The organism is Bacillus thuringiensis (genome assembly GCF_022095615.2).
GTDB classification, from domain to species: domain Bacteria; phylum Bacillota; class Bacilli; order Bacillales; family Bacillaceae_G; genus Bacillus_A; species Bacillus_A cereus_AG.
In genome coordinates, this window is sequence record NZ_CP155559.1 from 3,447,640 (window position 1) to 3,474,609 (window position 26,970).

Here is a 26,970-nt window from a genome sequence, read left to right on the forward strand (position 1 = left end):
ATAAAAGCCTGAATAATGTCCTGTTATAACTGAACATCACTCAGGCTTTTATTCGATTCGAACTACATGAATACAAAAATCCATTCACTCTTTCCCTTCTATGAACCAACTTCCATTTGTGACCCTAATAAATTTCGAAATACACCTTTTCTTTCTTTAGCTAATTGATTAAATTCACCTATTTGAACAATTTCACCTTTTCCTAAGACAATAACTTGATCTGCGTTGCGTATAGTAGATAAGCGATGCGCAATAACAACAATAGTCATCGTTCCTTTCAATCTTTCTATTGCTGATTGAATTTTCACTTCATTTTCAGTATCTAATGCACTCGTGGCCTCATCTAATACTAAAATCGACGGTTTTCTTAAAATAGCTCGAGCTAGTACAAGTCGCTGACGTTCACCACCTGAAAGCCTCACCCCACGATCTCCAATCAGTGTATCAAGCCCATTTGGAAGTGTTTGTACAAATTCAGCGACGGCCGCAAAACTTAATGCATCCCAAATTTCTTCCTCACTTGCATCCGGTTCAATCATCAATAAATTATCCCTTATGCTCGCATTAAATAAGAAAGGATCTTGTGGTACATAGCTAATAGCCCGTCTTAATGACAATAAATTATCAGTTGTAAGAGGAATACCATCCATTAACACTTGACCTTTTTCTGGTTGGATTAACCCCATTAATACATCAATTAATGTACTTTTCCCAGCACCAGAATGTCCTACAATTGCCGTCATACTATTTATTGGAATTTGTACATTAATATTTTGAAGTGCATATAAAGCTTCTTGCTTATTATAACGAAAAGAAACATCCTTACACTCAATGCCTTGTTTTATACAAATCGGCTTTATATGTTTTTGCATGTATATATCCTGCATTTCAACCGCTTCATTACACTCCTGTTGCAATTTCCATAATGACTTAAAGGCAGGAATGCTTGCAGCCAGTTGTTCTAAATTTGACTGAATCGTCATGAACCTTGGCCATAGTCTTGAGAAAATGAGAATGATTAATAGTAACTGGGCCGTTTGCGCTTGAAACATATTTACTGACAAAAATATAAAAAATGCAATTAATATAGCCATTGAAATTTTATAAAACAATTGAGAGTTTGACCTTATTCTCATATACTCCATTTGTTCGCTACTCATCTTTTTTGTTATAGATTGAAACCAATCCAAACGTGATCCTTCCAAAGTATTGCTCTTTATGTCTTTAATTCCATTGAAATGATCTGTTATACCAGAAAGATAGTCTTTTGCCAATTCTGAGGTCTTACCGCCTAGTATCCGTGCTTTTTTTATAAAAACACGAGAAGCTACCAAGAATAATATGCCAAAGCCCAAAACAAATACAGTGACTTGGGGAGATAATAAAAACGCAAGCCCTACCTGTATGAATGTAAATAGAATGGTAGCGAGCAATTGTAAAATTAAATTAATCCCATAACTAACACGAGCTAATTCTGTAGTTAATATATTAATTAGATTTGTTTTCCTTTTTTCTAAAAAAAATCCCCACTTTGCTTTTAAAATCATACTATATGTTTCTACTCTTAACTTTCGTACAAAAATTTGTTGCGTTCTCGCATCTCTTAGCGTTATGTTTCTTTGCAGTATATTTTGACTTAACACTATTAATACATATATACCTAAAATAGAAATTAAACTTGTTGTTTTAGGGAAATTCTGCAAAATTCTATAGACGGGTGCAATAAAAGAAGTCTCCTCACCTATATTAATTATTCCAGTCATACTTATCATAGGGAGTAATAAAATAATACCTATCCCTTCCAGTAAACTTATTAACACCATACCAAATAAATTCACATACAGTATTTTTCCTGCTGAAGAGTATAATTTCTTCATAAAATATATAATATGATTCATCGATGTTCCCCCTATAACAAAGCAAGCTTCTTCGTTCTCCTCCAAAGACATAGAAATGGACGTAAAGGAAAATATAAAAAATGAAGAAATTTAGGTAACGGTAATGTTTTTGCATCAATTGGATAAGGATATAGTTGGCTCATAATATATAAAGTTTTTTGTTGATTAGACATTAGCGAAAATAAATGTCGACTATGATAAGCAAGTACTTCTTCAGGCACAGGATCGGTATGCAAGTTTATCATTTGCTTGAAATAAAACAACGCTTCTTGCGCTAACTGTTTTGAATGTTTTTTAGCTACTAATTCCATCATTCTTTCATCCAGCCGTGCACCTAGCAATTGAGATGCCAAAATTAATGCTTGTCCTCCTATATGTAGCATTTGATATGTTCTCATTAATTTATGAATCTCACTCCAATTAAGATCTTGATTGACAATTTTTTTTATATCTACTAACCAGCGTAACCTGGACCAACCATGTCTAGCACCATGAGATACAAGAAATAAAAATAAATCTTCCTTCCCTAACATATATACGGAATTACTCGTAAGGGTACTTTTTCTCTTTCGCTTCCAAAGTGCTTCAAACCCAGGTTCCTTACCAGGTCCGGGATTTAACCGCCAATGAATCTCAAGCTTAATCTGCTTTGTTGGATGAAAAAATGTTATATGATGATGCCTCCATTTCCAATCATTTAATATCGTTTGAATATAATCATCTTTTACATATCCCTGCTCTAAAAGTAGCATTTCTATTTTTTCTAAATTTTGCATCGGAATTAGAACGTCCAAATCACAGGATGTTCGTAAAGAAATATCCCCATATAAGTCCTGAGATAGTACAGGTCCTTTTAGAAAAATCATACGAATCTCATTTTCATTACATAGTTTATTTATTCGTTCCATTTCAGCACTTAAATAAAGCATTTGAAATGTATTTTTTTTATATTTTCTATTCAAGGTTTGTACAATATGTGAAGGAATTAGTTCCTCATCCACCTGTTTAAGTTTTTGATATATCACCGGATAAACGCGATGATGCACAGCTTGCTCAAGAAATACCTCCCAATCAATATCCGAAAACCATTCATTACTGTAATTTTGCACTGTTTCATCATCTTGTAACTTCAAAATTGTAAAAAGAAGTTTCAATTCTTTAGACATGAACTCTACATTAAGACCAAAATCTTTCTCCATTTTATTCTCCTTTAATAGTGTCCTCACTTAGCCTCTTTGCAAATGATCCAACAACAGTAAATTTCTCCATTCCTTCTGATCCAGTAACATAAAAAGAACCGCTTCGTAACCATGCATGCGCAATTAATTCCCCATGACTATCCTTAGCAGTTCCTAAATAAAGAGTACTCTCAATGCGACGTTTTTCGAGCATTTTCATCCCAGCTATTGCTTTAACAAGGCACTGACTTTCCCAAAAAGTATAATGACTCATAATAGAAATAGCTTCAGACACCTTCTTTAGTGTATCCCCATGTGGCTGAATTGGAGCAACTGCTGTTTCGTTCATGTAATCCCCTAAAGAAGGTGCAACTTTGGAAAAGGTAATACTTTTTAGTACACGCGCCCACCCTAAAAAAATAAAAGCCTCTAAAAATAAAAGCTTTGTTTCCGTGTTCAGTGATAAAAATACCCTTATTCTTTTCACAATATTCATTAATCCCCTCCTAATAGTTCTCTTGAAATTACGAATCTATCTATTAGATTGATCTTTTATTTGAATTAAACCTTCTTGAAATAAGCACTCTAAAAAGGAAAGAACTTGCTCTTCACAATCTTTTCGTTCAATATCATAGTTAGATACTAACATAGTAACAAGCTGATTAATTTTTATCGGCTTTTCAATACGCTCCCATATTTCTCCGCCTATTTCACCTAAGTTATAATAATTTCCTTTTTGGACATTTAACATAACTTTTTCTCCATCCATATCACTTACTATATTACCTTCACTCTGTACAACATTATGTTCTAATGATATGTTTCTCGAATGAACAACCATCAACCATACTTCCTTTCTGTATAGTATTTAAAATAACTTGCACAAGCTCATGAGCTGTAAATTTCGAATCCGGGCGTCTTAATTGAAACATTGCCATTCCACTTGCAATATTAGATGAAGTTTCAAAATGCCATTCCATCAATCCTAATTTAGAAATCAAAGAATTCCTAAAAGTATGTTGGTATAACTTGTACAAGCGTGTGAGACCTTCTATACGGATTATTTCAATATCTTCTCCCTGTGTTTTTACTAATTCAATAACACCAGCAAGAGGTAATGGATCCGGGAAAAATTGAGAATTCACAGGAACAGCATACTTCGTTTCTCTTTCAAACAAAGGGCTAAATTGCGCTACTTCCATTCCTAACTCATTTATGCTCTCTTGCCATAATTTTTGTTGTGCGTAAGAAGGATGAACTATTGTAGTATTTTTATCCAAAAGAGATACAGCAACTACATCATCACTTAAAAGCTGATATCCTGCATTCAAAAAAGCCGAGGCTAACGTTGATTTTCCAGCTCCTGAATCACCAATTAATGCATACGCTTTCCCATCTATGGCAATTACACTTCCATGCAATGGAAGTAATTTTCGCTGCATTAAAAGTGCCCCCATACAAGTTCCCAGAATGTATAATCGAATTTTATCTTCTTTCGCCTCTGGCATAGGTGAAAAAGTAATTTTCTCACCCGCTTGGATAGAAAATATTGCAGTTTGAGGAACATGAAACATCACTACTTCATCTTCCACTACAATAGTTTTTTGCTGTGATTCGTCATATCTACCCCACCGTTCAGATAAATCAGTTATTTTAATTTGAACATCTGCCATCTCTTTCTTTTCATTCAGCTGAGACAACTCGGGTAACGGGATTTCACTTACTATTTTTAACCCGAAGGCTTTGTATAACACATTTCCCCTCGAATCGATCATCCTATTCACCCCACATTGTCAATTTTTTTGAAAGCTCTTATATAATAAAACTATATAAGAGCTTTATTTTTCCAATGACTCAACTATACTTCACTGGATCATCTGGATCAGGTTGAATTGCGTCAGGAATTTTATGTCCTGGCCCAGCCATAGTCATATTAATATTAAGTACTTCTAATACAGGTTGTTTCCATTCCTTTTTCATACGTATCACCTCCTTTCATATTAATTTTTTTATAAATCGATAGAAGATTAAGCTACGCATTAAAATTCTAAAATCTAAATCAAATGCATATTCTGGTCGAGGTTCTTTACATATTTTTGAGATGGCTTTCTTAATTACCTCTACATTTAGAAATTCAGAGATTATTGGATCCACACTAAGTTCTTGAACTTCCTCAATGAATTCGTTCCAAAATGGAGTCATACGGTAAACACCATCTGCACCTTGAACACCTCGAACGCGTTGATTTAATCGCACTTTATCCGGAAGGAAATTTTTTGTGGCTCTGCGAATAAGAGATCGATCTAAACCATTTTGAACATACTGTTCTTCTGGGACTGACAAACAAAATTGAATAATCCGTAAGTCATTTGTAGGATCACGATCCCATAAAGCATAACGTAGCGATAATTTCGTTTCATACGTTCCATTTATGCTCCAATAATATGGTTTTTCAAATTGTTCTCTTTTCATGTCATATGCAGTTGAGCTAGAGGTACCTGTTATATCAACATCCTGTTCTTTGAGCCTATCAAAAACATTCATTTTTTTTGCAAATTCCGGATTGATTATTATAGGAAAAACATCTTGTTCCTGTGAAGAAAGTAACTGAAACAAATACGGAAAAGCCTTTCTTCTTACCACTTCAAAAACACGTGCTTTTTTCACTCCTAGATTTCTACTATATAAATGTAGTTCACGATAAAAACGAATCCAATGTAACTTTTTTAACAGCATTGCTTGATAATCTAACATAGGCCCCCACGATACTGTCCAATTACCTCTTTGGCCGCTAAGGAGTACTCCTATTTCATGTTGAGATGCTTTTTCATAAACCCCACGCAACCAAAAAGTATTCTCAAAAAATTTATATGGCATCTCCATTGTTTCCAGCCAATCATCAATTTCCGATAGTGGGCTTCTCTCCGGCAATTCTAAATAATAATCCTGTATATTCCCTACATGTTGTACAGTTGATTGAATAAAAGGTCTTTCGTCAGCTATCCTACCTTTATGTGTCCAATCTTCAAATCCTTCTACTGGAACGTAACTAAACGTATGTAATTTTTTATTTTCAGCGCGTAAATCTTTTGCAGCAAAGCTAACGACAGACCCTGAATCTAGCCCTCCACTCAAATGAGCTCCTACTTCATGATGTGTTCGTAAACGTGCCTTTACTGCACTTTGATACACCTCTCGAAACGCCTCTTCATACTCTTCATTTGATTTTAGATTAAGCATTTTCCCAGCAGTTGGTATATAGTATCGCGAAAACTTCAATTTTCCACCCTTTACCAAAATAGTGTGCGATGGAGGCACCTGTTCTATATATTTATAGACTGTTAGCTGCGGATCTACTGATTCGAAATTTACAGGTATAGCTAAAAATTCAGCAATCCACTGCTCATTCAATTTTTTCTCAACATATGGTAGAGTAAATAACGGCTTTATAATAGTACAAAAAGCAAATTTGTTCTCACTACGATAAAAATAAAGCGTTCGGCTCCCAGAAAAATCTCTAGCTCCAAACAGAATTTGTTTTTTCTCATCCCAAATCATAAAGGCAAAATCGCCCATCAAATATTTCGGTGCTGCTTCTCCCCATTTATCATAAGAGAGCAAAATCAACTCACTATCTGTCATATTTTTTCTATCTGCATACTCTACTTGTAATTTTTCAAACAACTCATCACGATTATCAATAATAGCATCTGCTGTAATTGCCAGTTGTTTTTCATAATTATAGAAAGGTAATTGCTCACCGACTGACTCTGGTGTAATCCATTGTGCGTGACATCCTAGGAAAGCGTTCTCTTTATGCCATATTTGAATATCATCAGCAGGGTACTTTTGTAAGTCACTCATTAATCGTGTGCCATGTTCAATTGATACAGGTTCGTTATTAAAATGAATAATGCCAGTTATAGCGCTCATTTTTCCCCTCCTAATATATGAAAAGTTAACACAAATACTATTTATATATTAAATTCGTTAAACATACCTCTTTATCATTCTTTTTAAAGAACAAATTATTTATTTTATTACTTTCTCAATCACATACTTTAATGTACTTTCAGTCTAATGTCTAATACATAGATATTTAAAATCTATACCCTTCCCTTTTTATGTAAATTAAAACTGAACTCCCTAAAAAATTCATTATAAAGAACGATTGGTGGTACGTATACAAATCTAATTCCACTTTCACTTACTTTTTTTTAATTCTTCCATTCTACAGCTTTTAAAATACCTTGAATAACCCTTTGTTGATCTTCTGCTAACATATTAGATCCTGAAGGCAAACAAATTCCACTTTGAAATAGGTACTGCGACACATCTTCATTTTTGCTATGCGGATAATACTTCTTCTCTTTAAAGAGCGATTGTATATGCAATGGCTTCCACATAGGACGCGCTTCAATATTCTCTTCCGCTAAAATTCTCAACACTTTCCCAATAGAGATCCCGGATTCCTTTTCATCAATTGTCAATGTAGTAAGCCATCGATTTGAGCGAGTATTTTCTAGTTCAGGCATAAAATAAAATCCTGGTATGAGAGATAGCGCTTCGTAATACCGGTTATATATAGATCTTCTAGCTCTCACCCTGTCTTCTAACACTTCTAATTGTCCTCTTCCAATACCAGCTAATATATTACTCATTCGATAATTATATCCTATCTCACTATGCTCATAATGTGGTGCTGGATCCTTTGCTTGTGTTGCTAAAAACCTCGCTCTTTCTAATGCTTCCACATCATCAGAAACAAGCATTCCACCACCTGAAGTTGTAATAATTTTATTTCCATTAAATGAATAAACCCCAAACTTCCCGAATGTGCCACTTGCTTTTCCTTTATATGTAGAACCTAGAGATTCTGCTGCATCCTCAATTATAGGAACATCATAATGATTACAAAGCGAAAGAATTTCATCTAACTTAGCACTCTGACCATATAAATGAACAAGAATGACAGCCTTAGGTAATTTCCCTGCTTTATTAGCATCATGCAACGCAAGTTCTAGAGCTTGCGTTGACATATTCCATGTCTCAGGTTCTGAGTCAATAAATACCGGTTCTGCGCCCAAATAAACAATCGGATTTGCACTCGCTACAAAAGTGAAACTTGAACAAAACACAGTATCGCCCTCTTGAACGTTTAATAATCGTAAAGCTAAATGAATAGCCGCGGTACCTGAACTAACCGCAGCCCCGCCTTTAACTCCTACAAAAGAAGCAAGCTCTCTTTCAAATTCATCTACATTTGGACCTAGAGGTGCAATCCAATTTGAGTCAAAGGCATCTTTAATATATTTTTGTTCGTTTCCGCTCATATGCGGTGCAGAGAGATAGATTCGTTTTTTATGCTGAATTGTTTGCATGTAAACACATCCTTTATACATATTTAAATACTATGTATCTAGAAACATATGCTTTAATACTGGTATATCGGGTAATCTTCTTAAATTATCAATTGTATAATGTGCTTTATAAGCTTGCTCAACAATAAGATTATGGTAAATTCCATCTTCTCTATTAATGTGAACCGTTAACCATTTTAGTTTCTTGGCTGTTATAAAATCTTTGCTTAAATTATCTCCTATATAGACACATTGCTGATGAGGCACCTGTAATTCCTTACTTATTTTTTCATATGGGATTTCGCTCGGCTTCCAACATTCTTTTCCAAGCTTATCAGTGAGAATTATTGAATGAACTCTCTCTTTTAACTTTAATGCATTTATTTTTCTTTCTTGAGCAACTAAATATCCATCTGAAATTAGTCCTATTTTAACGGTATTAATTAAATTATTTAGTACCCAATCTGCTTCATCCAATAATTGAATATCTGGTTTATGAATCCTATATTGTTCTATCAAATTACCAATCAATTTTTCATCATAATCAATGTTTAACTTTTCTAGTGTTTTATTAAACACTAATTTTCTTTCCCCCGAATTGAATAACCGTATTGCGATATTATAAAATTCAGTTTTCTTGTGATTTACTTTAATCCAATCATCCACTGCTTTAAAGCCACTTACGACATAATCTTTTTCTTTATACAAAGTATCATCCATGTCAAAAACAATTGCTTTGATCACCATATTAAACAATCTCCATAAAAATCGCTTCATCGTATCTAAGCATTGTTAAATTTCCTCTCCAATTAAAGTCTTTATCTATAAAGACTTCCCCCTGACACATTTTAATTGTCCAAAGTGGAAAATTCGCTCCTGCTTCTATTGATAGTGGTATTCCTCCTCCAAAACGAGGGTTTATTTCAATAAACGTAATTTGCCCATCCTCCTTTTTAAAACATTGTAAAGTAATACACCCAATAGGATTAGGAAGAGCTTTTATTACAGTTTCTGCTGCTTGGATGATGTCAAAATCTTTCTTGGTCACACCTTTACTTACCTCACCTGCTCGTGTCTCTATACGCAATCTAGGAACGATCGTTTTTATATTCCCATAGAAATCTACCATGACATCTATAGTGTATTCCTCTCCTGAAACGTACTCTTGTATCATAGCGTTAGGTATATACTCCTTAAAAAATTCCAATTCCTTTTCATTCATTATTTTTGTTACACCTTTACTAGAACTGCCATCATAAGGTTTAATTAATAGTGGAAATTGAAATTCCTTTCTTTCAATCTCTTCATCACTATACACTCTAGGAGTTGGTATATTATTAGATACAAAAAAGTTATATGTGTATTTTTTGTTATTAGCAATTTTATTTAATTCCATACTAGAAACTAGTACTTTTACACCAATACCTTCAAAAACCTCCGAATTATTAGCCATAAGGATTAATTCTGTATCAATTAACGGAATTATTAGATTTATCATTTCAGATCTACATATTTTTAACAATTCATTTATATATCCTTCTTCATTTACACGCGGAACAATAAAATGCTTATCGCTAAAGTAAATGGTAGGAGCAGTTTCTTTTAAGTCTGCAGTAAAGATTTTTCCTTTGATTCCTACTTGTTCAAATACCTCCTTAAATTTTTTAATTAAAGTGACCCTCCTACCAGAGCTAGTAAACAAAATGTTCATTTTATTCCCCCCCATGCTCGATTCCCCCCTTAAAAACTGGCATAGTCACATGCTTATTATTTGTTATCCCTTCCGATTTTAAAACCTTACTAAAAGTTAGATATAAAATTTTCAAATCTAAAAGAAAATTTTGATTCTCAACATACCATACATCTAATTTAAATTTCTCATCCCATGAGATACTATTTCTTCCATTAATTTGAGCCCATCCAGTGATTCCCGGTCTAACATTATGCCTTTTAGCTTGCTCTTGCGAATATAAAGGCAAATATTCCATTAATAATGGCCGAGGGCCCACCAAACTCAATTGACCTTTTAGTACATTTATTAATTGTGGTAATTCATCTAAACTATATTTTCTAAGGGATTTTCCAAATTTAGTTAATCTATCGTGATCAGATAGGAGCTCGCCATTACTATCTCTAGCATCAGTCATCGTGCGAAACTTATAAAGATAAAAAGGCTGTCCGTGTATACCTGGACGTTGTTGTTTAAATAGGATAGGTGAGCCTATTTTGAACTTAACTAGGACCGCTACTAAAAGAATGACATGAAAGAAACACAATAATAATAATAAAGAAATAAGTATATCAAAGAGTCTTTTCATTAATAATCATACTCCTTGCTAATATTTTTACGAATGCGGTTTTCAAAGATAAATATATAAACCAAAAGACATTTGTTACAAACTTATCTCATTTCACTATACATCTTAGAAAAAAATGTACGCCTTGTATTTTTCAGTTCCCCTTTTTATTTATACATTTAGCTCTCCTTTAATTTATCGTAATTTTTTAATTATTAACTTATTCCATTCACTTATTATTTCATATAAAACAACTACTTCTATTAAATAGACCATTGTCCCATTTATTTCAATGAAAAAAGCTATCCAATCGCTCTTTGATTATTACGTGCAATAAAACTCCTGTTATCAATCATTCGCTCTATAGGTTTATATATATAATTTATTACATACGATGAAGCAATACATAACGTTATCAACCAAATAAAAATTATGATTGGATATCTAGGTGCAAATATAAGCCCTGGAAAAATTGACATATAAAAAAACATATGAGTCAACCATATGTTTGTCGAATGCTCCCCCAAAAAGGCTAATATATGTTGTATAACACTACTCTTATTCATAAGAATAAAAAAACTAATAAATGCAATAGCGGTAAAAGGAGCGATAATCATAGATTCATAAAAAGCATGTAAAACTATTAACATAATAATCCCTATAGTACAAAGTATATTCTTATAAGGCATGTAATAAAATTTATTATATAGTTTTGAATAAATTTTTTCTTTCGCAAAAATAGTACCCACAATAAATGGAAGTAAAGATGTACCAACCAATACCACGGTATTTACTGACATGCCTAAAATTGTATGATGCCCAACATCCAAAACATTTTTTATACGTTGAATATAGCTCACTAAATATATGATCCCAAAAACCAGTAACAAACTTAATGAATTATATTGCCTCACCAATTTAGTCAATAGCGGTGCTAAAAAGACAAGAATAATATATGTCTGTAAAAACCACCATGCACCATTATATGAAGATGACAGTACAAAGACGTTGAGAAAGAACTTTATTATACCACCTGAGAAAACCTCTGATTTACCTGCAAAAAATCCAACAACAACAAATAGAACAAGCACTATCCAATAGTTCATTAATAATTTTAGAATACGTATACGGTTTCTACTTACATTTAATCTTTGCTCTTTATAAAAAATTACATATAAACCATAACCACTTATAAAACAATATATAGGTACACATGCATCTCCAAATAATGCCAAGTAGTAAACTAGCGGTGTTCCGTTGATTGTTAAAAAGTTTTCATACATCCCGTTAACTTCTTTCCTAGCAAACAAGTGAAGTAACAACATGAGTAATATAGCTGCTCCTTTTAACATTTGTGTATCACTTTTTGAAATTTCCATAAAATCAAATCTCCTCCTTTCATATCTGCTGGTTTCTTGTTATGTATTCCATATCAGTTATTTTATTTAAATCGTATATATTTAATTTTAGCTGTCGTTATATGGCACTTCTTCCTAAAGTTCTAAAAACTCAGCATAAATAAAAAGCCACTATGCCTATGAAAACATGGTAGCCTTTCTTTTTTTATATTAATAATTAAGCACATTACGCATTCATTTGCCCGAACGTTACAAACATGGCCAATGGACCAATTTCCTTCCATACAATATCATTATCAGTAATAGTACCGTTGGAAATTGTAGAAAAAGTGGGTGGGATTGTATGTGACGTACCATTATTTACAGCTTCATATACATGGTTACCAAAATTAATTCTACTTCCTTTCACATAACTTTTAGATGCTGTCCACGTTTGATTATTTGCATATCCAGCTTTAGAACAAATCCAACCAATATATCCTCCTGCAATCGGATTTGAATTTCTTAGTTCTTGTCCTAATCTATAATATCCTGTTGTTGGGATAGTTGGTATTCGATAGTATGGATCTAGCACACCGTTTACAATATTTCCTTGTAGAAATTCTTTTCCTGTAATCATCATTGTTGCATTATTTAGCATGTTATTCTGCATTACGACTTGAAGTGTACTGCTCGTTGTTCTATTGTCTATCCCAACTTGTATTAAATTTATAGCGGTTATAGTATTATTTTGGATTACTGCTTGTTTGCCTGCAAATGCTGCATCTAAAATAATAATCGTTCTCTGAAGAGTATCATTTGTAATTTTCACAACATTCCCACTTAACATTGTATCATCGGATACATTTTGAACATTTAAGACCGTTCCATTCGGTTTTTCAATATGACAATTAATCATCTTGAATGATTTGAGGTTATTTACTGTAAGTAACGTATTGTTTTTATCCTTACTAATGAACTTACAATCTCTTAATTCTAAAGAATCTGTATTACTTGTAATACCCAACAAATCAATTTCCTTAAAAAAACAATTTGTGTATGTTCCTGCAAATAAGGTTGGGTTTTTAACATTATTAAATAGTGTATTTTCAAATATCCACCCTGATTTAAATGTTCCCGCTGTTACATAATTTAAATACAACACATCTTGCCCTTCAAACACACAGTTTGAAATTATTTGCGGCTCATTTTTCACCTCTAAAGTCCATTGATACAATGATGACAAAGAAGTTAGTTTATCAGCATCGTTAAAAAAACGACATGAATCAACTTTAACTACATATGAAAAAGGTGTATCAATAATCATCTTACTATTGCAAAAAACATTACCTAGTATGTTAATAGACCTGTTCGCATACGCACCCTGCGTGTTTATTTGTGTGCCATAAACGTAATTATTAGAGAAAATAACATCTCCTGACAAAGCGATCTTTGTTAATCGAATATTATTTCCTGCCACTATTACCCTATCCGCGCCACCATTAATAGCTAGCCCAACATAAGCATTTGATACTGTATTCATTATAGAATTATCCAAAACATAAATAAATTTCCCATTTACAACAATAATATTATAATTTTTATTATCATGAAAATTATTTCTTTCAATATAAATATATTGGTTTAAATCATATCCATCTTCAATATCAATTCCACTTTGTGGATTAGTACCTGCAATATGATGAATATTATTATCTCGAATGTATACATTCTTTGCACCACATACACTGATTCCTTGTCTACGACAGTCATGTAAATCACATTTCTCAATATACGTATATTGAGGGAACGAAGGCACTCGAACATTTATTAAGCAATTTGTAGGAACAGGCACATTACCTTGATGCAGGACGATTTTAGCATAACTTGCTCCTTTAGGAACCTCTACTTCATCAAAAAATTGCACATTAATTTTTGAAGATATAAATACATTACTTAGAGTATAAAAAATCACATCATAATAATCGCATTTTATATCAGAACCCAATGCTCCAAATCCATTTCCATATAAACCGAAGTAACCATACTTTACAATAGCCACTTGGGTCATATCAATTTTCAACTTGGAACGTATCTTTGTTGTACTACTTATTAATGAACCATCTGTTGTATTAATTGCTCCCTGTTCAAATGAACTTGCTAATGATGTAGGAAAAGGTGAAATCTGCCCAAAAGTACTGTTCAGTGTAATGGCATCTCCTGTACAATCTAAAATATCTAGATTATCTAAAGATAGAAACCTTATATTGTTCCCCCCATCGGCAGGCGGAGTAAAACTCCCTACTTCAATTCCATACCCTCCCTCATGTGTTCCTCCACTTGAATAATCATGCGTATCTCTATCTCCTTGGATAACACCATTTGTAACCCTAGAATAAATCTGATTTTTACGGAAACTTATAATTGCATAACCTGTCAATTTATTTGTTTCCATTTTTAAGATTGAACCATTTAAATTCAGTGTAAGATAGCTTTGAGGTTCAATAGGATTTTGTTTATCAATTAAATATATACCTTTTGGTAATAAAACTTCTGTATATCCTTGTTGCGACGCCCAAACTAAAGCATTATTAATCCCTTGAGAAGTATTAACGGCATCAGTTCCATCATTTTTTACATTCCACCTATCTAATTCTAATGTATATATACTTGAAGAATTTAGAATCCCTAACGATTTTGGAATCCATTTTGACTGATTACTATCATAAGTCAAAATATCGTCATTAGAAGGCGGTTTGGTTACAAAATTCAAATCACTCAAACTTCCAAGATTCGCCTTTCTGATCCACATCAATTTTCACCTCTTTTTTACTTTTCTATATATTATGTTCAGTAAGGTAAATTGATTGGATATAGTAGAATTAATTGCACTTTATAAATATCAATACAGAAATTCACTATTCAGAAAGACTTTTTATAATCCCTTTCTTCTTTCCTAAAAGATTTTCTCCAACTCATTATTTTCGGTATATTTACCAAAAATTGGATAATATTTTCTATTTTCATAACGAATCACAATTAGTTAGATCACAGGAAGCTTAGCAATAATATTTTTAATACCCCTTTTGATTTTCCCCTTTCTATACATTTTTTCACCTAGAACGTATAAATACTCTATATTTTTATATTCGATAGCATCTAAATATTCCTTTGAAAAGTAGTCCCTAGAACCCTCGTTATGCAAATCTATTACCTTTTCATTCGAAACATACTTTTCTATTAATTCTCTAATGTGCATTTCACGAAGGTTGCTATTAAATAAATTATATAGACATGTTTTAAATGTATTTAGCAACATTATACTAATTCCATTGTATTGCTTTTGTTGAGTATCTAAATAATATTTATTAATAACTTCTTTTTGTATTTGATAGCCATTGACCATATCCTCAAATAAATACGGCATATATTTACTTGTTAGTCCACCCATCCTATAATAATATAAAGCCTGATCAATAATTGTTATCCTATTTGATTTTATAAACATTTCCAAATTATAAAAGAGATCGTCACCCAGAAAATGTATTTTATTTAAATACTCCCCACAACTTTCGAGTATCTCCCTTTTATATAGCTTTGCATATAACGAAGATGGGAATGGGTGTCCCCAAAAGTATGCTACCACCAATTCTTTCCTTATTTCCTCCTTATCATAAATTCTATTATTATCGAAGTATTCACTTTTATTTTTTTTCTTAATCAACACACCGTTACCTAAAACTTTATACGTATTACAAACTGTAATATCTGCAGAACTTTCAACAGATTGTTTATATAATATTTCAACCATTCTTCTGTCAATCCAGTCATCTGCATCTACAAACATGACATAATTAGAACTCGAAGCTTCTATGCCTTTTTTTCGAGTTGTAATACTCCCCTCATTTTTTTTATTTATTACAATGATTCTTTTATCTTGTCTTTCATATTTCCTACATATATTCAAACTACTATCTGAGGATCCATCATTCACCAAAATCAATTCCAAATCCTCAAATGTCTGATTAAGAATAGAATGTATACATTTATCAAGTTTTTTCTCTGCATTATAAATAGGTATTACTATACTTACCTGACTCATAAACTTCACCTCCCTTTGTAGATATCATCTTCACTATTTTCTCTCCATTATCTAACATTTCAAGTGGTGAGATTCAAAAACTTATTCATAAATAGGTCTTACTTGAATTTTTATGTGCTAATCGTCTAGATATTATTTTAATGGTAAGTGTTTTGAATATATCAATTAAATATTCAAACTCTTTAGTTTTTCTGAAAACCAATAAGAAAATTGCATTTGGAATAACTAAACATAAAACGCTACGTATTACCATATTAATGACCATAGAATTATTAAAGATATTGCCCAAAATATCCGTTATTATAACAGCAACTAATACCAGTACTATAAACAAACCATATCTGGCAAAATATAATTTCACTGATTTTTTGAAAACTAAGTTATATATAATATAAGGATCGTACCAGAAGTAAGTACACAATCTACTGATGATGGTTCCAAAAAACACACCTGCAATTCCTATGTGTTTCGCGAGAATTATAGAAACTATAATATTTATAACAGCCGCTATAATAGGTCTATATTTTCCTTTTTTAAATAAACCAGTGGTTTCTCTAAAAGTTGTGGCCGCATTTTGCATTCCAGCAGTAAAAAAATTTAGTATTATGGCAAAAACTATATATTTATCAAACACATAATTTTCACCTAACCATAAAGTTATAAATGGATTCATTAAATTCCAAAGACAAACCGTACAAAATCCATATATCCAAAAATTAGTGAAATTAATTACACGAAAAATAAAATATTTTTTTTCTGCATCTTCTTTAACATTTAAATTTCCGACACTGGCAGTAATAGAATAAAAAAAATACCCTAACAAGGTATTTAATGTGTTTAAAATCAACAAATAATTCGAATACATACCAACCCAAATAATTCCAACGAATTTAGAGATAACAATATTATCAGTTCCGTTAATTACTACACCACTAATTTTGTATAATAATAACGCATATAAATTTTCAAAAAATATCTTCCTATCCTCTTTGGATAGTTTTGCATTATTTTTCTCTTTTAAATATGGATATAATTTATTTGCCGTATTTGCAATATATATATTTTCAATTACTCTTAATGCTAATTGAACTATTAGCACCATAATATAATTACCTGTAGCTACCAATAAAAAAACTTGTAAAGAGTGAGATATGATTGTGAATATACTGTGTATTTTAGATATAATATGATTACGTTGATCAGCGATAATAATTGATTGCTTATACACAAAATAATATGATGAAACTGAACTTACTAAAAATAAGAGATAGATAATGTTAATATTTTCAATTGCAGTATGCGCATTCGTTATATAAGGAAGAAATGGTAATAGTGCTAATCCTATCAATAAAACTATTAATCCTATTAATCTGTATGCTTTTTGGTATAAGTTCATTAATGCCTGTATTTTATAAATATCCTTTTCAGCTAAAGGCCTGTATAAACTATAAATTATAGCAGTATCAAAACCCAAATTAGCTAGCGAAAACATAATTAATATACTTGTAAAAAGTCCATCCACCCCTAAATATTCTATGCCAAGTATATAAATAAAAACAGTTCTAACAATAAACCCCATACCAATACTAATTATTTGTCCAGACAAACCGAATAATATATTTTTCAGGGAATTTTGTATCCTCATAATAATACCTTCTATTTTTAATTGTTTTGTTTAAGTATTGCATTTACTTTAATACGAATCTTTCTTTTTAAAATAGGAAAAAATTTTGTTACTCTATATTTTAGTAATGCTCTTCTTCGCTGCGCTTTAAAATCATAATCTAAAAACCAATCTAGTAAATCTTGATCTAATATATAAGTGTAGTTTTGCTTCATCCGAACTTGAATTAGATTCCAATACATATCAATAAACGTATTTGTAAAAAACTTCACCTCATTATTTAAAGATGTTTTGACGTACTGAAAAAGATTATTTGGGATATTGAATCCATATTCACGCGGATCTTTTCCTTCAGCAATAATTCCCATAATAGTTCTTAAACATTTTTCACATTTACAACAATTTTCTTCATTTTTAAAACATACCCTGATATTAACCGACTCCTTATTAGTTGAATAATGATCAACAACCACTTTAACCTTATCCTGCCTAGTAAGTTCGTATCCATCGTGAAAAACCTCACCCGATGCATATTTTATTTCGTTGTCCACTGTTGGATCAGATGCACAAGTAACTTGATATAAAGGGGAATTAGAACTTGCAATATATATGCATTTTATCTTAAGTTTGAAAGCTATAGGAATAGCTGCAGATATTATTGCTAATCCATGGTGTAATCCATGCCACCATGTATCTTCTAATTTATTTCTAAAGTCATGATCAACATTCCCCGCAATTATAAAAGTACCATAATTAGATTGTATAAGAATGTTTTCTAATCCATTATCTTTTGCAAAATTTATAACATTCTCTTTATCTGCATCCCACACATTACTGCTCTCTATACCATCTTCATGCCATCCATATTCAGTAACCAATAACGGCTTTTTATCCTTTATTCTTATAAAAGTAGTAAGTGCATCAAGACCTCCACTAAATAGAGATGCTGCCTCTAGTCTAGGAATATAAGTATTGTCAACAATTTTATCTACAACAATAGAACCCATAAATTTGACATTAGGAAACATGTTTTGATATGCATTCTTTATATTATTTAGACAGACATAAAAGGATTGATCTAATTCTTTTATCACTATCGTTGAATCAGTAATCCATATAAGAGGGACTACATTTGCAACAAATGGAATAGCTAAAATGCTATTTGGAATATCAGATAAATCATAGTTGTATTCAAGAAACATATGATTACTTGTCTTAAAATACTTTTGTAAATCCCCCTTGATACTAAAAAAGTAATCAACTCTGTTATGTTTTACGATAATTTTATCAAGAATTATACTATTCATTTTTTCCTCCTTATAAATCGCCTCATTTACCATAGAATTTTGGTTGATTGGAGAATTGTTTTAACCATAGATTTACCACATCAAAATCTACCTTAACATCTGTTATTATTTCTGAATTAATCATTTTTTCAAGATTAATAAAGTCAGCTCTATCGATTAAATTTAAATTATATGTCTCGCCCATCCCCTGGGCTCTTTCATCTATTGAAATAATTATTGTACGTTTTTTATGTCGCATTGCAAATATACCGCCATGTAAACGCGTTCCGATATAATCCACCTCTGTATTAAGTATTTTTTCGTATTCTTCTATAGTAGGTGGCACAATTTTTATCCCTTGTATATCTTTTAATTTTTTAAAATATTCAAAATCCCCTGCATCTTGTATCCAAAAATAAACATTTTTATAATTTCTATTAAGTACATCTATCAATAATTGATCCTTTGCAAAATCCTTAGAATGATGAGTAAGTGTAAAAACTACTGAGTCTGATTTTTTTGTTGGGATTTCCTTGCAAAACTCAGGTGTAAGGGACCATAATGTTGCACAGCCTGTATTTAAAGCTTTAAAACCCATTTCTTCTAAAAACCTTTTCGTTCTTTCGTCCCTAACACTATGTATATATTCATGTGATAGCACTTTCTTATATAACAACTTTGTATATTTATTTATCCTATTTCCTTTCCCTGCACCAACACCAACTAGAATACTCCCTTTTAAAGGACCACAATTAAACATATTAATATTCCATTGAGGAAAATGAGTAAGCATATCCATCACTAGCAAGTTTGAACCGCCTACAAACTTATATTTAGCATTACTATAAATCTGTACTCGATGTGATTTTCTTGCTACTTGATACCAATGAAACGGTGAAACATGGGTGGGTAATGTTAAAACATATGCATTTTTAGTTATATCAGATAGCTGGTACTTTACACACTTCATTATTATGTCATCGCCCTTATTAAGAGAACCTACCGACGTATCTAACACTAAAACATTATCCATGAAAACACTTCCTCCAAATATCTTTTATACATATAATAAAAGATTTTTTAGTTTTATAAATTAATCAATTATCACTCAATTAATCTATATATCTTTTCCACTTCTCTTTCATTACCATAATTTCGTTGACTAACATTATTCACAATTTCAGTTCTGAATTCGACATCATCAACCAGCTTTTTTATTCCCTCTACGATCCCGTCTACACCCATTGGACAAATATATCCATCTACACCATTCTCTAACTGGCTTTTTGCAGTTGGAAAATTAGTTATAAGTACTGGTTTATTAAGGATCTGTGCCTCACGTACTGTCACAGCCTTCCCTTCATATCTGGATGGTTGTACATATATATCACATGCCTTTATGTACGGATATGGATTAGTCTTCTTGCCTAGTAGAAAGAATCTACCTTGAAGCTCTAGTTTATCTATCATTTTTTCAAGTTCAGTCTCTTGAGGTCCATATCCAACAATGTACCACTCAATATCGTACCCTTGATCCAATAATTTCCGAAAGGCATATATAGCATCATCGATTCCCTTAGCATATGAAAGTCTACCAACAGTAACAAGTTTGATCCGTTCAAGGCCAACTGGTATTTCATGATTAACATCTTGATTAGATTGCTCACATATAAACTCGGGAGATATTATATTTTCAATAACCTCTACTTTTTTATTAATATAAGGAACGTTACTAAGAAATGTATCTCTACAACTTTCAGAGACAGCCACAATATCATCTATTTCTTTCCACATTTTATATTCCATAACTTTATTCAGCTGTATATTCGAATAATCAGTATGAATCCATCCAATTTTTCTTTTTGCCCGAACTTTATTACCTATGAAATAATGTGGCCACAAAAAACTAATCGCAACATCATACTCTTCTTCCAATTTCGGAAGAAATGGAAGAGACATTCTCCATCCATATTGAATGACAAAGTACCCTGGTTCTTCACTTTTCACATATCTGCCATGCACAGTACCCATAACTTTCCCTATCAACCTTGTTATCCCAATAGAGATATGCCCCTCTTTTACTATCTGTTTAATTGATTTTCTAAAAGTAGTGTATTTTTGTAACTCCTGTAATAAATTTGGTTCTTTCGGTAGTAAAGTGAAAAACTCTCCTTCATGTTTTAATAACATTAAATCTACATCATATCTACTGTAATCAATTGTATTTAGTAAACCAATCAAACTTCTTTCTACCCCACCAATTGCCAAATCAAAAGATGTAATCAATATTTTTTTCTTTTTCATCCTCGAATACCTCACAAAATCTATTGTGGATTTCTATTATTTCATATGACTTTTTTGCTATCGCCGGCCAACAAATCACCATATGAATCCAGTGTATAAATTAGCAATAAACCAGATTACCTTATAACTTCCTTATCCTCTATTCCGTATAAAGTTAACCAATCAAGAATATTATTATTAATATCAAAACCTAATTTTGAAATGTTATTAATTATAACTCCCTTTTCAGGTCTTTCTTTTAGTAGCGCTTTATAAATTTCTGTAGACCATATTTCAATTTTTTCATCTAAGCCAACAAACGACATTATACCTAACCCCATATCAGTATTTTTAGGTATTGTATCCGCCACAACACAAGGTACGCCTGCACACTGTGCTTCCAATGTCACAATACCAAACCCCTCGAATAAAGAAGGAAAGATAAAAACATCTAAAACATTCATAATTATCGGAACGTCCGTTCTCACTCCTAAAAATCTAATATTTTCATAAATACCTAGTTCTTTTGCTTTCAATTCAATAGAAGCTTTTAACGGACCATCCCCTGCTAAAATAGCGATAAAATTCGTATCCCTCTTTAAAATCTCCTTTAATACTTGTAGGATAAAAATATGATTTTTCGATTCTGAAAAACGACCTATATGCCCAATTAATTTCGCAGCATCCGGTATACAAAGTTCTTTTCTTACACCGTCAATATCCCCTATATCCACATCAATAAATTGATTAATATCTAGTCCGTTTTTAATCAACTGCACCCTATTATCGTTAAGCATCCTTTCACCAAATAAAAAACGGGCCGCTTCAATACTACACGCACAATAATCTGTTCCAGCATATTTAATAATAGATTGCAGAACTTTTAAGGTAACTCTTGCTGCGACTCCAAATCCTTGCGGCCAATTATTACTATGAGAATGACAAATTCTCCTATTTATACCAGCCATCTTTGCAGCCACAGCTACAAAACCACCTTGATAATCCGTATGTGCATGTACAGCCACATATTGACCATTAGACATTATCTTTATAAGTTCTTTAATATATACCAGAGGCCCTACTTTTCCTAGACTCGGTATTCTATATACACTCCCACCTAACGCTGCTATTTCATCTTCATAATCACACTTCCCGCTTCCATGGGATACAAAATCAAATTGGAGTTTCTGTTTATCTATTTTTCTGTATATGCTCATCAATAAAGTTTCGGCACCACCCCGATTCATAGCACTGACAATGTGCAAGACTCTTTTGTTTTTTTCAGTCTTAACCATTGAAATCTACCCCAATCTTACAATCAATTCCCTATATTTAATTCTTTATTATCCAAGCAAATTGCTCTTATAGATAATCCCCAAAGTAATTACATGTTCATATACAAAATAAATAAAATAACATACTAAAACTGCATAATAAATAAGCTTTTGATCTTTATCAGTAAATAACTTTACAACCCAGGAAATTAATATTAATTGATATAATCCAAAATAAATCGAAAACCTTGCAAAAATCCAATTTTGAGTTGAAATAATCATAAAGACTAAACCTAATAATGCCATGTTTACGATATAATCACTCTTTGGAAAAAGTTCTCTGAGTTTCTGCCTCCCAATGAAAGCAAGGATAAGCGGAGTTGCTTCCACAGCAACTCGAAGAATATTAGCTCCGCCTTCTTGAAAATCCTTATAGTGACCATATTGTGTATCCCCTATCGCTGCAAAGAGCACTTCTGCAAATTGATTAAACCCGATTACAATAAGCACTGCAAAAAAGAGAAGTATAAATGTTATGGCCGACCAAGCTTTTCTTCGAATTACAAAATAAATCGGAATCAACACAAGCGCGCTTTGATGAAAAGTAGATGCAAACAAAACTATTAAAAAATATTTTTTCCAATTCCCATCTAAAATATATTTTGTGGCTGCAAAAATAATAGCTGCTGTTAAATACTGTCTCACCCCATTCATTGAAACTAAGTACATACCCGATGCTATATATACATATAAACTTAACTCAATCATTCTTGAATATTTATATAAAACCGCTACTATTAATATATTTGTTATTAACGCTGTTATTAAAATTAGAACTTGAGGATCATTCGTATACATTTTTAAAATCATTTGCAAAGTACTAAATCCGATATTCTGGCTATCCTGAACATTCCCCCAATTAAAATCAGAAACTTTAAAAGCGTGCATATAAAAATACGTGTCCCCAATATTATTTCTAAAACCAGATACTACTACAAGAGAAATGGTCGCCATTAAAATCAATAATCGATTCGGCTTTAACACTACGATTTCTGAAGTTACTGGCATAGCAAAATACCGTGCAAAAAACGCTAGTACGAACACTATAAAGAAATTCATCCAAAGTATAGTCATTATTCTTCCCTCTTATCAATCCTAAGTAAATTCCTATATATTTACTTTCATTCTTGTTTTTAATGTAATGTAACTATATAGAATAATTCCAAATGGCACTGCACAAAGGGTAAGCACTTTGCATGGTGACTCTTTTATAAATTTTTTATTTTTCGCTATAAAGCTACTTGAGACATAATGTACAGCTTGTCTATATTTAAATAGCCTATTTGCAAATGGTAGCTTCATCAGTTCCTTACGATAAAAAGCAAAACCTTTTGGATTTTTACGATACTGACTTAACATATTCATCGAAGAACCATCAGGCATATATTCAACATAACAAAGTGCTTCGTTCATGAGTAACATCTCATATTTCTGATCCAGCATATAGTATTTATATGCCAAACCTACATACTTTTCATTTTTAAAAACCGGATAAGGATACTTCCTAGTTAGTTCTGTACGATATACTAATTTCTTATCACCAGTTACACCATGCTTATTGTAAAGATTAAAAAGTGTAGAACGTTTAAGATTCAATGGTAGTTTTGAACCAATTACTGTCCCATCTTTATATAAATCAAGAGCAATAATTCCACTTACTTGGTCATTTCCATTTTCATCCCAAAATGAAATAATTTTCTCTACGGCGTCACTAGGCATTGAGTCATCTGAATCAATGCATACATTAAGTTCTGTATCAATCATCTCGTAAGCTGCATTATGAGCACCATGCATCCCTTGATTCTCTTGCCAGTAATACCTTATGCTTATGCAATCTTCAGAAATCCAAGATTGCACTAACTCCTTTGTATAATCATCAGACCCATCATCTATAATTAACCATATAAAATCTTTACATGTTTGCTGCTTCAAACTTTCATAACACCCCTGAAGACAATATGCTCTATTATATGTAGGGGTAAAAATCGTTAGCTTTTTCAATATGCTCACCTCGATACTGCTACATAAAATTTTTGTGTAAACCCTGTAATATTTTTTATATCGTATCCTTTTTCAGCTAATACATTTTGTTCCACACTTCGTGATACTTGCTTATTCGCTATACTTCGCAATCCCTCTACCCATTTTCTTACATCTAACAAAGAACACTGTTCAACTAAATTCAATCCTAAATCCACATCTTGTGTAATAGTGTCTGATATAATACATGGCAAACCCGCCCCTTGTGCTTCAATGAGAGTGACTGGTAAACCTTCATAAATAGACGGAAATACAAATGTATCAAATGCTTGTAATAAGCGATTAATATCACTGCGTATTCCTAAAAATTTAACTTTTTCTGTTAAATTCAGTTTCTCTACTTTTTTCTCCATTTCTAATCGAAGCGGCCCATCTCCAACTAATAGAAGAATAGAGTTCGGCCTGTATTCTATTAATTGAGCAAAAATATCAATTAAAAAAGTATGATTTTTTGGATGTGCAAATCTTCCCACATGTCCAATCACAAAGACATCATCATGAAGTTTCAGTTCTTTTCTTACCTGCTCTCTAATGTCTGGATTAAATGTAAATTCATCACATTCAATTCCATTTTTTAATATTTTTGTTGCACTTTCTCTATTAGCAAACAACCATTGCGCTGCAGCTACTGAACAAGCTAAAAAATGTGTAGCACACGACGTAATAAATGCTCCTGCATACGATTTATATATTTTTGCTATAGCCCCACCCTCACTACTTGTACTATGACTATGAGCAATCCTAACTGGCACCCTCGCTTTTTTAGCTGAACGAAGTACAAAACCGCTCATTTTATCCATATGTGAATGAACGATTTTATATTGTGGATGAGCGTTAAAGAAAGTATCTAGCGCTTTTATATAGCCTCTATGACCAACATCTGTAACGTATGGAATTCGATGAACTTTTCCGCCTAATGTTACTACCTCTTCATCAAATACCCCCTCTTTACAAGTTAAAAAATCAAATTGTACTTTTGAGCGGTCTATATTACGATACAAATTCATAATTAAAGTTTCGGCTCCGCCCCTATTCATATTTACGACTACATGTAATACTCTTAATGGAGTACCCAATTTAAATCCTCCATTTCATCCATATAACTTGTATAAATTTCTTTTTTCTCTTTCAATACTTTATTAACTGAATATTCATTCACGACTATAGTACGTCCATACTGTCCAAACTGCGCTTGTAATTTAGTATTTTTAGAAATAGAATTGATTCTTTCAGCCATCGTCTGTATGTCATCGCGTTCTATAGTCCAACCATTTTTATTATTAATAATTAACTCCCTATGCCCTCGGTTACTTGTAGCGATAACTGGAATCCCACAGGCCATAGCCTCCATAATATTAACTGGCAAGCCCTCCCGATGACTGGATGCGACTGCAATGTCAGACATTTGTAGTAAAGAATCAATATCACTTCTATAACCTAGAAAATGAACCATATTACTCACGCCTAGTTGATCCGCTATTTTTTTGCACTCTTCCATTAACGGCCCTTCACCAGCAAGTAAAAGCTTCGCATGCGGAATTTCATTTTTCAATTTTGCTAATACATGAATTAAAAAACTTTGGTTTTTATTCTTATTAAATTCAGCAGCATAAAACATTAAAAAATCTTGTGGATTATAGTTAAATTTTAGCTTTAATGCTTGTTTTTCCGTTTCAGTTACTGGGGTAAATCTTTCTATATCTACCCCTACACCATGAACGAGTTTAATATCTTTCGCTTGAAAACGATGTTTAACTGCTAAATTGTAATCTTCTTGGTTAATTGTTATGAGACAATCTGTATTGATTGCTAAACTTCTTTCAATTGGATAATATAGAAGCCAATTTATGAATGATGCTCCTTTACAAAAGTGAAATCCATGCGCCGTATATATGACCTTCGTCCCTTCCCTCCGTGCTTTCCGGGCAGCTAGACGAGCAATTGCACCTCCCATAGGCGTATGACAATGAATGATATTATATTTATTTTGATGAATAATTGATTTGAGTTTGTTATATGCATGAAGGTTTTGTATGCTAAGAGGTGATCTTTGAATAGGAATATTATATTTTTCAGTTACATACGGAAGGTGTATATTCCCATTTGCTGCAACGTGTACTTCCCAACCTTGGTCTGCAAACCATTTCAAATACGGTAAATGAAAAGCTTTAAAATGATAATCCACAGTTGCACAAAACAGAACTTTTTTAGACACCATCCCACGCACCCGT

Annotated in this window: 23 protein-coding genes; all 23 read right to left on the minus strand. The window is 32.2% G+C overall.

Annotated elements, in window-relative coordinates; all coding sequences use genetic code 11:
- Positions 1-98: 98 nt before the first annotated feature.
- Positions 99-1,898: an ABC transporter ATP-binding protein gene (locus KZZ19_RS17850; protein WP_237982451.1), complete on the minus strand. Its 1,800-nt coding sequence runs from the start codon at positions 1,896-1,898 to the stop codon at positions 99-101.
- 11 nt (positions 1,899-1,909) lie between these two features.
- Entirely contained in the window at positions 1,910-3,097 is a 1,188-nt protein-coding gene (locus tag KZZ19_RS17855) for a nucleotidyltransferase domain-containing protein (protein WP_237982450.1), read from the minus strand.
- A gap of 1 nt (position 3,098) precedes the next feature.
- The gene (locus KZZ19_RS17860; protein WP_237982449.1) at positions 3,099-3,572 is read right to left on the minus strand and encodes a lasso peptide biosynthesis B2 protein; all 474 of its coding nucleotides are present in this window, start codon (positions 3,570-3,572) and stop codon (positions 3,099-3,101) included.
- Positions 3,573-3,608: 36 nt separating this feature from the next.
- On the minus strand, positions 3,609-3,917 hold the full coding sequence (locus tag KZZ19_RS17865; protein ID WP_098342685.1) for a lasso peptide biosynthesis PqqD family chaperone: 309 nt from the start codon (positions 3,915-3,917) through the stop codon (positions 3,609-3,611).
- The gene (locus KZZ19_RS17870) at positions 3,880-4,851 is read right to left on the minus strand and encodes an aldolase (RefSeq protein WP_237982448.1); all 972 of its coding nucleotides are present in this window, start codon (positions 4,849-4,851) and stop codon (positions 3,880-3,882) included. Before KZZ19_RS17870 ends, KZZ19_RS17865 begins: the two co-directional genes overlap by 38 nt.
- A 79-nt stretch (positions 4,852-4,930) precedes the next feature.
- Complete coding sequence (locus tag KZZ19_RS17875) at positions 4,931-5,056, minus strand: paeninodin family lasso peptide (RefSeq protein ID WP_237982447.1); 126 nt, start codon at positions 5,054-5,056, stop codon at positions 4,931-4,933.
- Between the two features lie 15 nt (positions 5,057-5,071).
- On the minus strand, positions 5,072-7,009 hold the full coding sequence (locus tag KZZ19_RS17880; RefSeq protein ID WP_237982446.1) for a lasso peptide isopeptide bond-forming cyclase: 1,938 nt from the start codon (positions 7,007-7,009) through the stop codon (positions 5,072-5,074).
- A gap of 284 nt (positions 7,010-7,293) precedes the next feature.
- Positions 7,294-8,457 (minus strand): aminotransferase class I/II-fold pyridoxal phosphate-dependent enzyme, encoded by a 1,164-nt coding sequence (locus tag KZZ19_RS17885; protein WP_237982445.1) that lies wholly within the window; start codon positions 8,455-8,457, stop codon positions 7,294-7,296.
- A gap of 30 nt (positions 8,458-8,487) precedes the next feature.
- Complete coding sequence (locus KZZ19_RS17890) at positions 8,488-9,183, minus strand: HAD family hydrolase (RefSeq protein WP_237982444.1); 696 nt, start codon at positions 9,181-9,183, stop codon at positions 8,488-8,490.
- A 1-nt stretch (position 9,184) separates the two neighbouring features.
- Positions 9,185-10,162, minus strand: a complete 978-nt coding sequence (locus KZZ19_RS17895; RefSeq protein WP_237982443.1) for an ATP-grasp domain-containing protein — start codon at positions 10,160-10,162, stop codon at positions 9,185-9,187.
- Positions 10,149-10,754 (minus strand): sugar transferase, encoded by a 606-nt coding sequence (locus tag KZZ19_RS17900; RefSeq protein ID WP_237982442.1) that lies wholly within the window; start codon positions 10,752-10,754, stop codon positions 10,149-10,151. The genes KZZ19_RS17895 and KZZ19_RS17900 overlap by 14 nt, the downstream gene beginning before the upstream one ends.
- Before the next feature lie 281 nt (positions 10,755-11,035).
- Positions 11,036-12,112 (minus strand): acyltransferase family protein, encoded by a 1,077-nt coding sequence (locus KZZ19_RS17905; protein ID WP_237982441.1) that lies wholly within the window; start codon positions 12,110-12,112, stop codon positions 11,036-11,038.
- 205 nt (positions 12,113-12,317) lie between these two features.
- Positions 12,318-14,882 carry a right-handed parallel beta-helix repeat-containing protein gene (locus KZZ19_RS17910; protein ID WP_237982440.1) on the minus strand — a complete coding sequence of 855 codons (2,565 nt, stop codon included), beginning with the start codon at positions 14,880-14,882 and terminating at the stop codon, positions 12,318-12,320.
- Positions 14,883-15,113: 231 nt separating this feature from the next.
- Positions 15,114-16,172 carry a glycosyltransferase family 2 protein gene (locus KZZ19_RS17915; protein ID WP_348638003.1) on the minus strand — a complete coding sequence of 353 codons (1,059 nt, stop codon included), beginning with the start codon at positions 16,170-16,172 and terminating at the stop codon, positions 15,114-15,116.
- 85 nt (positions 16,173-16,257) lie between these two features.
- Positions 16,258-17,817, minus strand: coding sequence for a lipopolysaccharide biosynthesis protein (locus tag KZZ19_RS17920; protein WP_237982438.1), 1,560 nt, complete (start codon positions 17,815-17,817; stop codon positions 16,258-16,260).
- A gap of 17 nt (positions 17,818-17,834) precedes the next feature.
- Positions 17,835-19,103, minus strand: coding sequence for a peptidase (locus KZZ19_RS17925; protein WP_237982437.1), 1,269 nt, complete (start codon positions 19,101-19,103; stop codon positions 17,835-17,837).
- 22 nt (positions 19,104-19,125) lie between these two features.
- Positions 19,126-20,115 (minus strand): polysaccharide pyruvyl transferase family protein, encoded by a 990-nt coding sequence (locus tag KZZ19_RS17930; protein ID WP_237982436.1) that lies wholly within the window; start codon positions 20,113-20,115, stop codon positions 19,126-19,128.
- 71 nt (positions 20,116-20,186) lie between these two features.
- Positions 20,187-21,386, minus strand: a complete 1,200-nt coding sequence (locus KZZ19_RS17935; RefSeq protein WP_098342672.1) for a glycosyltransferase — start codon at positions 21,384-21,386, stop codon at positions 20,187-20,189.
- 116 nt (positions 21,387-21,502) lie between these two features.
- Positions 21,503-22,660: a glycosyltransferase family 1 protein gene (locus KZZ19_RS17940; protein WP_237982435.1), complete on the minus strand. Its 1,158-nt coding sequence runs from the start codon at positions 22,658-22,660 to the stop codon at positions 21,503-21,505.
- Positions 22,661-22,708: 48 nt separating this feature from the next.
- On the minus strand, positions 22,709-23,773 hold the full coding sequence (locus tag KZZ19_RS17945) for an EpsG family protein (RefSeq protein ID WP_237982434.1): 1,065 nt from the start codon (positions 23,771-23,773) through the stop codon (positions 22,709-22,711).
- Positions 23,774-23,806: 33 nt separating this feature from the next.
- Complete coding sequence (locus KZZ19_RS17950; RefSeq protein WP_237982433.1) at positions 23,807-24,700, minus strand: glycosyltransferase family 2 protein; 894 nt, start codon at positions 24,698-24,700, stop codon at positions 23,807-23,809.
- A gap of 5 nt (positions 24,701-24,705) precedes the next feature.
- Positions 24,706-25,815: a glycosyltransferase family 1 protein gene (locus KZZ19_RS17955; protein ID WP_237982432.1), complete on the minus strand. Its 1,110-nt coding sequence runs from the start codon at positions 25,813-25,815 to the stop codon at positions 24,706-24,708.
- Positions 25,800-26,957 carry a glycosyltransferase family 4 protein gene (locus KZZ19_RS17960; protein ID WP_237982431.1) on the minus strand — a complete coding sequence of 386 codons (1,158 nt, stop codon included), beginning with the start codon at positions 26,955-26,957 and terminating at the stop codon, positions 25,800-25,802. Before KZZ19_RS17960 ends, KZZ19_RS17955 begins: the two co-directional genes overlap by 16 nt.
- Positions 26,958-26,970: the final 13 nt, after the last annotated feature.

Bases quoted from the DNA above. Each gene is read 5' to 3' on its own strand.
- KZZ19_RS17850 (WP_237982451.1), bottom strand. From the start codon at position 1,898: ATGAATCATATTATATATTTTATGAAGAAATTATACTCTTCAGCAGGA.
- KZZ19_RS17855 (WP_237982450.1), bottom strand. From the start codon at position 3,097: ATGGAGAAAGATTTTGGTCTTAATGTAGAGTTCATGTCTAAAGAATTG.
- KZZ19_RS17860 (WP_237982449.1), bottom strand. From the start codon at position 3,572: ATGAATATTGTGAAAAGAATAAGGGTATTTTTATCACTGAACACGGAA.
- KZZ19_RS17865 (WP_098342685.1), bottom strand. From the start codon at position 3,917: ATGGTTGTTCATTCGAGAAACATATCATTAGAACATAATGTTGTACAG.
- KZZ19_RS17870 (WP_237982448.1), bottom strand. From the start codon at position 4,851: ATGATCGATTCGAGGGGAAATGTGTTATACAAAGCCTTCGGGTTAAAA.
- KZZ19_RS17875 (WP_237982447.1), bottom strand. From the start codon at position 5,056: ATGAAAAAGGAATGGAAACAACCTGTATTAGAAGTACTTAATATTAAT.
- KZZ19_RS17880 (WP_237982446.1), bottom strand. From the start codon at position 7,009: ATGAGCGCTATAACTGGCATTATTCATTTTAATAACGAACCTGTATCA.
- KZZ19_RS17885 (WP_237982445.1), bottom strand. From the start codon at position 8,457: ATGCAAACAATTCAGCATAAAAAACGAATCTATCTCTCTGCACCGCAT.
- KZZ19_RS17890 (WP_237982444.1), bottom strand. From the start codon at position 9,183: ATGGTGATCAAAGCAATTGTTTTTGACATGGATGATACTTTGTATAAA.
- KZZ19_RS17895 (WP_237982443.1), bottom strand. From the start codon at position 10,162: ATGGGGGGGAATAAAATGAACATTTTGTTTACTAGCTCTGGTAGGAGG.
- KZZ19_RS17900 (WP_237982442.1), bottom strand. From the start codon at position 10,754: ATGAAAAGACTCTTTGATATACTTATTTCTTTATTATTATTATTGTGT.
- KZZ19_RS17905 (WP_237982441.1), bottom strand. From the start codon at position 12,112: ATGGAAATTTCAAAAAGTGATACACAAATGTTAAAAGGAGCAGCTATA.
- KZZ19_RS17910 (WP_237982440.1), bottom strand. From the start codon at position 14,882: ATGTGGATCAGAAAGGCGAATCTTGGAAGTTTGAGTGATTTGAATTTT.
- KZZ19_RS17915 (WP_348638003.1), bottom strand. From the start codon at position 16,172: ATGAGTCAGGTAAGTATAGTAATACCTATTTATAATGCAGAGAAAAAA.
- KZZ19_RS17920 (WP_237982438.1), bottom strand. From the start codon at position 17,817: ATGAGGATACAAAATTCCCTGAAAAATATATTATTCGGTTTGTCTGGA.
- KZZ19_RS17925 (WP_237982437.1), bottom strand. From the start codon at position 19,103: ATGAATAGTATAATTCTTGATAAAATTATCGTAAAACATAACAGAGTT.
- KZZ19_RS17930 (WP_237982436.1), bottom strand. From the start codon at position 20,115: ATGGATAATGTTTTAGTGTTAGATACGTCGGTAGGTTCTCTTAATAAG.
- KZZ19_RS17935 (WP_098342672.1), bottom strand. From the start codon at position 21,386: ATGAAAAAGAAAAAAATATTGATTACATCTTTTGATTTGGCAATTGGT.
- KZZ19_RS17940 (WP_237982435.1), bottom strand. From the start codon at position 22,660: ATGGTTAAGACTGAAAAAAACAAAAGAGTCTTGCACATTGTCAGTGCT.
- KZZ19_RS17945 (WP_237982434.1), bottom strand. From the start codon at position 23,773: ATGACTATACTTTGGATGAATTTCTTTATAGTGTTCGTACTAGCGTTT.
- KZZ19_RS17960 (WP_237982431.1), bottom strand. From the start codon at position 26,957: ATGGTGTCTAAAAAAGTTCTGTTTTGTGCAACTGTGGATTATCATTTT.